Source organism: Maribellus comscasis (assembly GCF_009762775.1).
Taxonomy (GTDB): Bacteria; Bacteroidota; Bacteroidia; order Bacteroidales; family Prolixibacteraceae; genus Draconibacterium; species Draconibacterium comscasis.
Genome location: NZ_CP046401.1, coordinates 927,108 through 939,886, shown reverse-complemented (window position 1 = coordinate 939,886; position 12,779 = coordinate 927,108). Strand labels below are relative to the sequence as shown.

Sequence of the window (12,779 nt, the reverse complement as noted above, 5' to 3'; positions counted from 1 at the left end):
ATGCAAAGAATTATCACAATGAATAATATAAAGAAATATTTAATACTGGTATTTATTACCCTTGCAGGAATTTCCTGCGATCAGGATTCTTTCTTCGAGTTAGAAAGACCCAACCAATTCCCATGGACAAACGTGAGCGAGCTGGAACTGGGTGTAAGAGAACCCTATTATTTACTGAATAAAGGCCCTTGGGACAACCCGTTTGGAACCATCGCGCTAAAAAATTTCACTGAATCGGATCTGGCTTTATACATACCACAGTTTGTGGGGGCAAGTAACTCGGCTGCTTATTACAATCGTGATTTCAGCGAAGCAGCTTGCATCAATGAAATGGAGGGAGCTTTTTTAAAATGTTACGAAATAATAACTGCCTGCAATGGCCCTTTGCAAATGTTAAGTGATGCCGAAGAAAATGGTGAGGAACCTTTCCCCGGCATGACACAGACAGATAAGAATAAAGTGAACCAATTAAAAGGGGAATTACTATTTATGCGTGGACTCGCCTATTGGTATCTCGCCCGCATGTATGCACCTCCATATGATCCCAACGGCAGCAATGATGGTCGTTTTTTTACTTTACGACTTGAGTTTTCAAATTCTTCTGAAGAATTGAAAAATCCAACACTGGGAACTGTTGCAGAAGTTTATGAAGCCATAGAGAATGATTGGACAAATGCAAAAGAATTGCTTTATGAAGATAACACCTCTGTTATAAATGAATCAAATGCAAGGGCACGGGCCAATAAATTTGCAGCTTCGGCAATGTTGATGCGGCTCTATTTTATAAAAGGAGAGCACGCCAAGGCAGAGGCGGAATGCAATTATATTATTAGCAACGGCAGCAGCATATATGATTTGACAGAAGATCCGATTGAAGCTTTTAATAAAAACGGAGCTGATGGTTGGGGAAAAGAAGTAATTTGGCAAACTGCCTGCGAAGAAACATCCGGAGCTTACGGGCGCATTGAATCCATCTTTTCAAGAAATCATTATGCCAGAGATGCCCAGTCTTCATGGTCAAGTCAGGCTATGTCATACAGTGCAATGATGCAGGTGGGATGGATGGATGAAAATCATGCTGAAACGGAAGAAGCACAAAACGACAAAAGGTACACTCAGTTGTATTATAGATACGATGTGGATCCACGTTCGGATCTGGTTCCTCCGTTGGTTTGGAGTTATAAATACTTCAGGGCATCGGATGCGCGCCGCTCAAACAGACCATTGATTCGTTTGGCCGAGATTTATCTTACCCGCGCACTTATACGTTTGAATAATAACGATTCTCAAGGGGCAGCTGCCGATTTAAATATGGTTCGAAACAGGGCCGGTTTGGATAACATCGCAGCGGCTGACATTACAAAAGCTGCTATTGATAACGAACGAATAAAAGAACTGGCGACTGAAAACGGTGACAGAACCTATTATTTGATAGGACAACAATTACCACTGTATATCGGCGATCGGGATGCATCAAACTTTTCATCCATACAACCTCCGTATTCAGCATGCTACTGGCAGGTTCCCCAGTCGGAACAAGACCAGAATCAAGCTTACAATTAACACATTATACTGTTTTGAGCCAATCCTGTATCCTTCAGGATTGGCTTTTTCTTTTGTTTTTTATGATTGAAAGTTCAATTCTTTGTATTATGGCCTAAATATTTTCGCATTTTTGTATAAATGAGTCTTTCTGAAAGAAAAATTGGCTTTGAAGATCACCCTGCCGGCAATGACCTGAATAAATTGAAAGAAATCTTTTATTTCTATTTTGATTCGGCTTGCCTTTATGCAGAATCCATAATAAAAGACAAAAATTATGCAGAAGATTTAGTTATCGAGTGTTTCGAGAGACTTTGGGAAGAGAGAGAAAAAATTTTTGTGAGAGAGAGTGTACGTAACTATTTGTTCCGTTCCGTCCGCAATAAATGCATCGATCATTTAAGGCAAAAAAAGAGATATTTTGAAATAGAAATAGAAAAGGCTTTTGAATTAAATTCTTTAAAGGCAAGTTCAGCTTATTTTGATACAACCGATCCTCTGGAGTTGAAAGAACTGGAACAAATGATCGAGGATGCTATTGACCAGTTACCCGATGCCTGCAAAACTATATTCTTGTTAAATCGTAAGCATGGATTGAAATATAAAGAAATAGCCGAGCAATTAAACTTATCGGTTAACACCGTGGAAGTGCAAATGGGAAGGGCATTAAAAAAGCTTAAGATGTCGTTATCAGAATATTTGTTTGTGTTGTTTTGTTTGCACGCTGAATAGAATTCAAAGTATTGGAAATACGGCATGACAGAACTATCTATTGCAGTATGTTTACATTTTTTTATCGAACAGAATCATTATTTATTTCAACTCTGACTGTTGTGAATGTTATGGAGCCAGTGAATTATCAAAAGCAACTGAAACATCGATGCTTGTTTTGTCGGTTCCTTTGAGGAGATAACATTTTTAAAAATTGATTTTTATGAAAAGGTATTGCATTATATTACTTACCACACTGGCATTAATTTCATGTAATAGCTGCAGGCCCAGCATGAGAGAGAACAACAAGTTTGTAAATCCTTTTATCGGAACAGCCGGTGATTACGGGCAAACCGATCCTTCAGCGAATATCCCATTTGGAATGATCAAGGCAGGTCCCGACACTGATCCCGGAAACCATTGTGGATACGATTATAATGCAACGAAATTTTTGGGTTTCTCGCAAAATCGTGCATCAGGAGTTGGATGTAGCGGAACAGGTGGAAACCTGCGTATTTTTCCTTTTATAAACAATTTAAAGGAAAGTGCGGAAATGGATAAAAATACAGAAAAGGCTGAGCCAGGTTTTTATTCCGTAAAGTTGAGAAACGGAATAATTGCCGAAGCAACTGCTGCAAGAACAGCAGGGATTTATCGTTTTATCTTTCCCAAAACAGAAAAAACAGGTTTCCGAATTCATTTTGAAACCTCTTACTCCGGTTTTATTGATGAAAAGCATATATTTCAAAACGATAGGTTTTTAAAAGGTTGGATTCAGTGCAGGGGAAATTGTAAAATGGGGAGTTATAAGTTTTACTATTTTGTAGAATTGGCAGAAAAACCGGCCGAAATTAAGGAATCAAAAGGGATTGCTGATATCTATTTTAGTGCGAACAGTTCTCAAACACAGATCATAAAAGTTGGACTGTCATCGGTAAGCACAGCTGAAGCTGAAAAGAATCTGAACAGTGAAGCGGCAGAAATTAATTTTGATCAAATGCGTGCAATTGCTGCAAAAAACTGGCGGGAATATTTAGGCCGGGTAAATGTTACAACAGATAACGACACGCTAAAAACGCTTTTTTATACTCATTTATACCACGCGTCGCAAACTCCGTACAATATTATTGATGAATCAGGTTCTTATGGTGGAAGCGATGGAAATACCTACCATTCTGATAATGGTAGTTATTACTCCGGATGGTCGCTTTGGGATACTTTTCGTTCAAAAATGCCATTACTTTCGATTTTGTATCCTGAAAAATATAAAAATATGATGCATTCCATGTATCAGCTTTATAAACAGGGAAAATCGGATGATCCAACCGATACCGAGTCTTTTATATTGATTCGCAATGAACACAGTATTCCTGTTCTACTTGATGCTTACCGGAAAGATTTGCTGGATGAGCCGTTGGCTGATGTATTACATTTAATGAAAAAGGAGGCTGAGAGTCTTTCGGTTGATTCTCCTGACAAAATACTGGAAGCTTGTTATGACTGGTGGGCGTTTTCCGAAATTGCTGGTAAATTGGGTGATGTTGCACTTCAAAAAGAGTTTTACGAGAAAGCAATAAATTATCGGAACATTTGGGACGATAAGTTCAAAGTTATGGGAGCGAATGCAGATGTTATGCACGGCGACGGTTTATATGAAGGAACATTGTGGCAGTACCGCTGGTTTGTTCCTTATGATTACCCGTGGATTGAAGATGCCATGGGCGGCAAAAAAGCAAGTGTTTCGCAGTTGGATTACTTTTTTGAAAATAACTTATTTAACGTGGGAAACCAACCTGATATTCATGTTCCGTTTCTGTATTATGAATTTGGTGAACCATGGAAATCGCAGAAGTTAGTAAGGCAAATTCTTTTGGAACCCACCGTAAACCATTACGGTACTCATGAAAAATGGAAAAATCCTTACATCGGAAAAGTATTTAAAGCTGAACCGGAAGGGTATATTGAAGAAATGGACGATGATGCAGGAACCATGTCGGCATGGTTTGTTTTGTCTTCCATGGGATTGTATCCCCGGAATATTGGTGAAACCTCATACTGGATTCTTCCTTCTGTTTTTGAAGAGGTGAGTATCCGGCTTGCAGATAAAAAGTCATTTAAAATTATTAACAGGCGAAATTCATCCGATGATATTTATATTGAAAGCGCTACATTAAATGGAGAGCCATTTTTAAAATCATGGATTGATTACCGGGATATTCAAAATGGCGGAACGTTGGAATTAACTTTAAGTAGCACTGCAAATACTGATTGGGGAAAATTGTAAGGGGAAATTTAAATACAACTAAACAAAAATAAAAATGCGTATTAAAATTTATTTGTTAGGTTTTGTTCTGGGAATCGGATTTGGATGTTCAACAAAACAAAGTGAAAATGCCCCGGTTGATTTCACACAGTATGTAAATCCAATGATTGGAACAGCAAAAACAACTACCATTGCCGGACTTCGGCATGGGGGAGGAAGTGAACAAAATGCACAGGTACAACCTTCGGTAACGGTTCCGTTTGGAATGACCAATTGGTCTCCTCAAACCAACAATGTAGAAACAAAATGTATGTCGGCATATTATTATAAAGACAGTATAATTACCGGGTTTCGTGGTTCGCACTGGCTAAGTGGTTCGTGTACGCAAGAGTATGGTTCCTTTGCCATAATGCCTGTTTCCGGCGACCTGGTTTGCAATCCCGACAAACGTGGTTCTGCATATTCCCATGATAATGAAACAGCAACTCCTTACTATTACAATGTTAATCTTCCTGATCACAATATTTTGACAGAAATGACTGCTACAACACGCTGTGGTTTGCTCCGGTTTACTTTTGAAAACGAGGGCCCGGCGCATTTGGTTATCAACCCGAACAGCGATGAGGGCGAGGGTTTTGCGAAAGTAAATGCCGATAATAATGAAATCGTTGGCTACAACCCCGTTCATCGGATTTATCAGGGATGGGGAAAACAAGCAGGTTTTTCAGGCTACTTTGTTATGCAGGTTGAAAAAGTGCCTGTTTCTTATGGGGTTTATTCCGGCGACGATATTCATCAGAAGCAGTTAACCATTGAAAATCTGCCCAATCTTGGGGCTTATTTTTCTTTTGATGTAAAAAAAGGAGAAGTGCTTCGGGTAAAAATAGGTACTTCGTTTGTGAGTGTTGAAGAAGCTCGTAATAATTTGAACGAAGAAATCCCGGATTTTGATTTTGAAAAGACAAAAGAAAGTCTTAAAAAAACATGGAACGATTTGCTTTCCAGACTGGCTGTACAAGGGGATAATCACGATGATAAAGTGAAGTTTTATACAGCACTGTACCATTGTTTCCAGCAACCCCGTATTTACAATGATGTAAGTGGTACTTATCCGCGTTTTGATGGAAATGCGCAAACCGATACCATTTGCGACGGTAATTATTACTGCGATTTTTCGGTTTGGGATACCTATAGGGCAATGCATGCATTTTATAGTCTTATTGTCCCGGAAGAAAATGCCGATATGGTGCGCTCGCTTCTAACCATGGCTCAGGTAGGCGGGTGGATGCCTATTTTCCCTAAATGGAACAGTTATACTTCAGCAATGATTGGTGACCATGTTACTTCTATTGTGGCAGAGGCTTATACGAAAGGAGTGCTTGATTTAACGGAGGAAGACTATGAAATATTAAAGCATAATGCAAATGAGTCTCCGGAAAGCTTTGCTGAATATACCGATGGCAAGGGAAGACGTGCACTGAAATCTTATTTAAAATATGGCTACATTCCATTGGAAGATTCGGTAATGGAGGCCTTCCATAAACGGGAACAGGTTTCGCGTACGCTTGAATATGCATATGATGATTTTGCTTTGGCGCAGATTGCAAAAAAAATGAAAAAAACAGAAGATTACAATTATTATATAAAACGGGCACAGAATTACCGCAATGTGTTTGACCCTAAGGTGAACAACATGAACGGACGCCATGCCGACGGAACTTTTACTAAAGATTTTACACGCGACCAACATACTTCTTTTATAACCGAAGGAACACCGTGGCAATACAATTGGTATGTTCCGCATGATGTAGATGGATTAATTGAATTAATGGGGGGAAGAGATGCATTTAATACTAACCTCGATAAATTTTTCGAAGTCGGACAATACTGGCATGGAAATGAGCCGGGACATCAGATTCCATTTCTATACAATTATTCAGGGCAGCCATGGAAAACACAAAAGATAGTAGCCGATGTTATGAATGAAGAATACGGAACCGGTCCCGGAGGATTAAGTGGAAATGATGACGCAGGAGAAATGTCGGTTTGGTACGTATTTGGAGCACTCGGTTTTTATCCGGTTTGTCCTGCATTGCCGGAGTATCAAATTTGTGGCTCTAAGTTTAAAAAGGTTACAATTAGGATGCAATCCGGGAAACTACTGGAAATAAATGCACCGAACTATAGTAAAGAGAATATTTATATCCAGGGTATTACGCTCAATGGCAAAGAATATCAGTCGAACTCATTAAATCATTTTGATTTGGCCGGAGGGGGTAAAATTAATTTTGAAATGGGACCGGAACCAAAAAAAGTGAAATAAATTTGGTTTGAATAAAACGAACCGAATAAAAGAAAAAAAGGAAAGCCATTTTGCGGCTTTCCTTTTTTTATGATTGATTACATCTTTATTCTTAATATCGTATCCACATTATCCTGCTTGCTTTTTGGAATGTGTAATAAAATTCCATAATCTGTTTCTTTGTATTTTACTTTCTCGCCGTTAGCCCAATAGGTAGCCGATTTTATTTTGCCGGGAAGTGCAGGAATAAGAAGGTTTTCATCCTTCATTTCGAGCAGATGAATAAATACAGTGCCGTCTTTTGCAACGGTTGTTGCTCCCCAATCCTGCGGTTTAATAGGACCTCTTCGTGTGTTGTAAATGGTTTCGCCATATTTATCTAACCATTTTCCCATAACCACTAAAGTGTCTATATTTTCTGTTTGGATTTTTCCGTTTGGCATTAGACCGGTGTTTAACAAAAAATTAGCGCCGTAACCTGCTGCTTTTACCATGGTTTGGATTAACCGTTTTGACGACTTGTAATTTTTATCCTGAAGATTAAAGCCCCAGGATCCATTCATGGTTTCGCACATTTCGAGAGGGAGCTCGGAAATAGTTCCGGTTTGGTTAAAGCCCATGGTGTTTTCGCCGGGAAGGTCACGTTCAAACATTTGGAAATCTTCACCCGGAATGGGAGAAATGTGGTGGTTGCTTCCAACCAGTGTTCCGGGTTGCAATTTATGAATAAGCGAATACGTTTCGTCCAGTCGCCAATCTGCATTTGGTTTGTCCCACATCCCGTCAAACCAAATTCCGCCAACTTCGCCATAATTGGTTAGTAATTCAGTAAGCTGCGTATTCATGTAATCAATGTAATCATTCCAATTTCCGTTGTCTGGTCTGCCGGTGAAACCTTGTCCTGTCCTGCCCAGCGGAAAATAGTCGGGATGATGCCAGTCGAGTTGAGAGTGATAAAAGAATAATTTGATTCCTTGTTTGTCACATTCATCTTTTAACATTTTCAAAACGTCCTTTCCATACGGAGTACGGTCAACAATATTGTAATCGCTCACTTTTGAATCGTACATTGCAAAACCGTCGTGGTGCTTGCTGGTAATGGTAATGTATTTCATCCCGGCTTTTTTTACCATCGAAACCCATTCGGCAGGATCAAACTGTGTTGGATTAAAAAACGATGGAAGCTTTTCATACTGATAAACAGGAATTTTTTGATTATTCATAACCCACTCTCCGTCACCCAGAATACTATAAACACCCCAGTGGATGAAAAGTCCGAATTTTGCATCCTGAAACCATTCGCGGTTTTCAATATTTTTATCTGTAGGCTTGTAATCTGATTGTGCAAATAAGGTATTAACAGATAGGGAAATTAATAAAATGATGTTGGCTAAGTTTTTCATTTCTATAAAGTTGTTGTAATGATGTAAAATATTTTGCCGAAAAATACGAATTAATCAACTGTTAGAAAACATGTTTCGTGGCAAGGATAGCTTCAGCACAGTTCAGCACAGTTGTTTGATTGGGAAAAAAAATACAAAATATTTGGGTTTGCAATCTGCGTAAGTATTCTGACTGTCATAAATGAACTCTTCATAACGGCTGGTGACCTGAGAAGTTTGCCATTATGAAGAGTTTTGAAATTCCGACAAATAGTCAGTAAATAGTCTTGCTAAAAATATGGTTTAGTTTTTTCCTGAATAATTGAGAACAGGCCATGTCCATTTTTTTGTCACAATTCCGGTTTTACTTTCCAAAATTTTGTCGTTTTCTAGCGTGATTTTGTATTCACCCGGACTAGCCCTGAATGTATTCCAGTAAATTTTATTTATTCCTTTTTGGTATGGTAGTTCTTTTTCAAAAACGGTTTCTCCGTTTTTATTTGCGATGCTTAGTTTGGTTCCTTCTTGCAGATCTTTTTCCATTAAATACCATATTTCCAGGCCATTTGGCTCGTTTGGCGAGTTAAGATGATTACTTCCTGTCATTTGGTAATTTCCCCACCGGGCTTGTTCTGAAAAATTTAACCGAGGTTTGGAATCAATATCAAACAGATGCAGTTTTTTTGCTTCTACCTCCGGAGTGAGTTGCTGCAAAGGACTGATATCTGTTATCCAGGCGGCACGGCCATAGGTACCTACGATCAAGTCGTTTTCCCGTGGATGAATCATTATATCCCGAACAACCACATTGGGCATATTTGCCTTAAAAGGCAGCCAGTTTTCGCCCTTATTTGTTGAAACATATACACCCAAATCGTTACCTGCAAAAAGTAAATTCGGATTTTTTTTGTCTTCAATCACTACATTGACCGGTGAACCGGGTAATCCGTTTGTTATTTTTTTCCAGGTTTTTCCAAAATCACGGGTAATATAAACGTGAGCGTCCATTATATCATCTGTAAATCCGCATTTCGAAATATAAGCGGTTGCGGAGTCATGGTTTGATGGAAAAACTTTACTTACCCACATAGAAGCAGGTGCTCCTGCCTTTACCAGATTTGGAGTGAGATCGGTCCATGTGTGACCAAAGTCTGTTGTCAGCTGAACATGTCCGTCATCGGTGCCGGCCCAGATGATTCCTGCTTTTACAGGAGATTCGTCAAGTGTTGATATTGTACAATATTGAATATGTCCTTTACCCCAGGTTTTTTCCGGGTCATTGTCTGTCAGATCAGGACTGATTTCCTCCCATGTTTCTCCGCGGTTTAACGACCGTAAAACCTTTTGGGCCCCGGTATAGATTATTGCGCTGTTGTGTGGAGATATCGCCAGCGGAGTAGTCCATGTGTATCTGTAGGGTTCACTCTCATTCGCTTGCGGGAGAATGGAAACTCTTTCGCCTTTTGCTTGGTCTACCCGTTGATGGGAGCCAAATTGTGTTGTAATATAAATGTACTTGTTATTTTCCGGGTCAACTTTGGAATACATACCGTCCCACATTCCGGTAATCACCCAGTCGGCCGGGGTAATTTGCCCCGACCAGCCATTGGACGGTGCTTTCCATGTTTCGTGGTCCTGTAGTCCGATGTAAATATTGTATGGCGTTTCATTGTCTGCTTCAACATTGTAAACTTCACCCAAGGGCAAATGGTAGTAGTGATTCATGGTCAGGCCACCATCGAAAGTGGAGTAAATTCCACCATCGGAACCCAGCATCATATGGCGCGGGTCTTTTGGGTCGATCCAGAAAATACGGTTATCGCCAAAGTTGGTTTGGAACAAATTCTGTTCTCGGAAACCCGGCCATGTTTTTCCACCGTCAAGTGTATAGTACATCCCCACTCCAATAATATAGATTTTGCCGGGATCAACCGGATCGATTGAAACCCGGTTAAAACTGTAAGCTGCTTTTCCACTTACATCGTTGGTTTCAGGGTCATTGATTCGTTCCCAACTTGTGCCGCCGTTTTTTGTAATGTAAACCTCGCCGCCAATTAAATTGTCAAAAGAATGATCGGTAAATTCATCAAAAGGAACCGGTTCGTTTGGATCAACACCGGGTTTTACGTTCAGGTTTTGAATGACTGCTACAACAATATCCGGATTTGCGCGGTGAATGTCTAATCCGATTCGTCCGAGGGGACCTGTTGGCAATCCGCCTTGAACCATTTTCCATGAATTTCCGCCGTCAGTCGATTTGTAAATACGACTTTTTTCCCCACCAGGCTCAAAAGTCCATGCAGTCCGCTTTTTTTGGTAGGTTGCCGCGTATAGAATTTTGGGATTAGAGTGATTAACTACTAAATCAGTTACCCCTGTTTGGCCATTAATATACAATACTTTTTTCCATGAATTTCCGCCGTCAGTTGTTTTGAAAATCCCGCGTTCTTTATTTTCAGAAAATAAATGTCCCATTGAGGCAACCCAAACAATGTCCGGATTTGTTGGGTGAATTACCACTTTTGCGATATGGTGAGAATCTTCCAATCCCATATTTTTCCATGTTTTCCCGGCATCAGTCGATTTCCATATTCCGTTTCCGTAATACGAACTGCGGGCATTAAATGCTTCGCCGGTTCCGGCCCAAATTATCTCCGGATCGGAAGGAGAAACTGCAAAATCGCCAATGGATGAGGTGCCAAACGCGTCAGAAATACATTCGAAAGTTGTTCCGTTATTCACTGTTTTCCATATTCCGCCAGCTCGCGGGCCGACATACCAGGTATATTTGTGTTTCTCACCGGGATTTTCAGGAACAGCTAATGAACCAACCCAGGCGCTTATTCTGTATGCTCCCAGATTTCGGTACTGAAAAGCATCGTAGTTTGTCGATAACTCACTTTGTCCGAAAAGTTGAGAAGTGAAAATCGTTGTGAGCAAAATAGCTGCGAAAAATCTGGTAAATAAATTCATTTTAATAGGTATTTTGTAACAAATGATATTCTTTGGTTTATCTAATCCAACTCCTCCTTTTCAATTATTGTATAAAAATAAGGTCGCCTTATAAAAAAAACAAGGCGACCTAAACACAATTTTAATTATTACATCCTTTTATCTCCATGAAAAAGATTTTGTATCCCATGCAACTCCTTTTTTAAAGTAATCGGGTTGACCGATTGCAGCAATTGATGGATTTTTTTCAATTTCATCCGGTGGATATGGATTTCGTCGAGGAAATGTATTTGTATTGATCACCTGATTGATGATAGTAAAATCAAGTTTTGGATATCCGGTGCGAATAAAATCAAAGTAAGACTCAGTTGTTTCAAAAGTGTTTGCAATGTATTTTTGGGTCATAACCAATTCCTGTGCTGCTTCAACATCTGAAGGAACAGTAAGCTCTGATTGGGCGAGATAAGCTACTATATCGTCTTCACTCACGCCGTGATATTCCATGTCTGCTCTAACAGCTGCATTAAGAGCTGTTTGCGCCGATGTATACTCTCCTTTTAATGCATAAGCTTCTGCTTCCAGGAAGAGGCATTCGGAGTACATCATAATCATGTCAGGGTACGACTGGGTACAGTAACTCATCGACCATCTGCTTGGTTTTTCGCCAGAAACAGAAGATGAGCCGCTATTATGTCCAATGTATCCTCCCTGTTCTGCTTCGGTCCAAAAAATTGGTCTTCTTGGGTCGTTCAAATCATTAAGCAAATTAACAATGTATGTTGAGGGAGTCATTCCTTCAGCCGAGTAATCATACAGCGATTCCTCATAAATGTAACTGTCGTAGGTCAGATTGTCCAGGTGATCCCATGCACACATGTCATCGTTCGATGTCATTCCGTTTTCAAGATATTGTAATGCAAGATCGGCCTGACCGGCTGCCGTGTTCCCCGGGAAATAAGTAAGTCGCATAGCATATCGTGCCTTTAAAGAATAACAAAGTTTTGTCCATTTGCTGTAATCAGCGCCAAAAATATAGTCTTGCGATGCAGTGGGGACCAGGTCGCCCGGGTCAGAAGCGTTGAATAACTGGATTGCTTCGTCAAGCAGAGCGTTGGCATGGGCATAAATCTCCTCAAGTGTATTTACATTTGGATAGGGAAATTCTGCACCGTTAAGGGCTTCGTCGAGCGGCGCCTGATCATAATAATCGGCCATGTTAAACCAGTGCCAGGCTGAAATTGCTGCTCCGATAGCCTGGAAACGATTATTTCCGTTTTCTTTTGCTTTTTCATACAGAGCATTTGAGTGCATTAAAGCTCCTGAGTAGGCGTTCCAAATTTCAATTCCATAATCGGTTGCGATTTCAAACCGGGTTTCATACCCTTGTGTGCCGTCGGCGGCATACCAAAGCAACCAATCTTTCATCCCATTCCACCACACAAAAAAGGTTACAGCTTGTTGAGTCCATTCGGCCTCAACTCCGGTAAGGTAAATTCCTTCATTAATTGAAGGTGAATCAGTGATAGCATTTGGATCTTCGTCCACATTAAGCCAGTTGTCACATGCTGAAAAGAGTATTAACAGCGACAATACAATACATATTTTTGAATATATCTTTTTCATCTTT

The 12,779-nt window shown here is 40.0% G+C and carries 7 protein-coding genes; 4 read left to right on the top strand and 3 right to left on the bottom strand.

Translation table 11 applies throughout. The annotated features are described in order from the left end of the window. The 4 genes from GM418_RS03755 (at window position 1) to GM418_RS03740 (ending at window position 6,839) form a co-directional block, all read left to right on the top strand. Complete coding sequence (locus GM418_RS03755; protein WP_158863286.1) at window positions 1–1,563, top strand: RagB/SusD family nutrient uptake outer membrane protein; 1,563 nt, start codon at window positions 1–3, stop codon at window positions 1,561–1,563. Window positions 1,564–1,683: 120 nt separating this feature from the next. Then, a complete protein-coding gene (locus GM418_RS03750) occupies window positions 1,684–2,274 on the top strand; it encodes an RNA polymerase sigma-70 factor (protein WP_158863284.1) in 591 nt (196 codons plus the stop codon). A 202-nt stretch (window positions 2,275–2,476) separates the two neighbouring features. Continuing rightward, window positions 2,477–4,537: a GH92 family glycosyl hydrolase gene (locus GM418_RS03745; protein WP_158863282.1), complete on the top strand. Its 2,061-nt coding sequence runs from the start codon at window positions 2,477–2,479 to the stop codon at window positions 4,535–4,537. A 34-nt stretch (window positions 4,538–4,571) separates the two neighbouring features. Next, window positions 4,572–6,839 (top strand): GH92 family glycosyl hydrolase, encoded by a 2,268-nt coding sequence (locus tag GM418_RS03740; protein WP_158863280.1) that lies wholly within the window; start codon window positions 4,572–4,574, stop codon window positions 6,837–6,839. Window positions 6,840–6,916: 77 nt separating this feature from the next. Here GM418_RS03740 and GM418_RS03735 read toward each other — a convergent pair whose 3' ends face one another. The 3 genes from GM418_RS03735 to GM418_RS03725 all read right to left on the bottom strand — a co-directional run bounded on the left by GM418_RS03735 (window position 6,917) and on the right by GM418_RS03725 (window position 12,775). Continuing rightward, a complete protein-coding gene (locus GM418_RS03735; protein ID WP_158863278.1) occupies window positions 6,917–8,221 on the bottom strand; it encodes an alpha-L-fucosidase in 1,305 nt (434 codons plus the stop codon). Between the two features lie 282 nt (window positions 8,222–8,503). Next, window positions 8,504–11,173, bottom strand: a complete 2,670-nt coding sequence (locus GM418_RS03730; RefSeq protein WP_158863276.1) for a VPS10 domain-containing protein — start codon at window positions 11,171–11,173, stop codon at window positions 8,504–8,506. Window positions 11,174–11,311: 138 nt separating this feature from the next. Further along, the gene (locus tag GM418_RS03725; RefSeq protein ID WP_158863274.1) at window positions 11,312–12,775 is read right to left on the bottom strand and encodes a SusD/RagB family nutrient-binding outer membrane lipoprotein; all 1,464 of its coding nucleotides are present in this window, start codon (window positions 12,773–12,775) and stop codon (window positions 11,312–11,314) included. Window positions 12,776–12,779 lie beyond the last annotated feature (4 nt).

Coding starts and splice junctions, on each gene's coding strand:
- GM418_RS03755 (WP_158863286.1), top strand. CDS start 1: ATGCAAAGAATTATCACAATGAATAATATAAAGAAATATTTAATACTG.
- GM418_RS03750 (WP_158863284.1), top strand. CDS start 1,684: ATGAGTCTTTCTGAAAGAAAAATTGGCTTTGAAGATCACCCTGCCGGC.
- GM418_RS03745 (WP_158863282.1), top strand. CDS start 2,477: ATGAAAAGGTATTGCATTATATTACTTACCACACTGGCATTAATTTCA.
- GM418_RS03740 (WP_158863280.1), top strand. CDS start 4,572: ATGCGTATTAAAATTTATTTGTTAGGTTTTGTTCTGGGAATCGGATTT.
- GM418_RS03735 (WP_158863278.1), bottom strand. CDS start 8,221: ATGAAAAACTTAGCCAACATCATTTTATTAATTTCCCTATCTGTTAAT.
- GM418_RS03730 (WP_158863276.1), bottom strand. CDS start 11,173: ATGAATTTATTTACCAGATTTTTCGCAGCTATTTTGCTCACAACGATT.
- GM418_RS03725 (WP_158863274.1), bottom strand. CDS start 12,775: ATGAAAAAGATATATTCAAAAATATGTATTGTATTGTCGCTGTTAATA.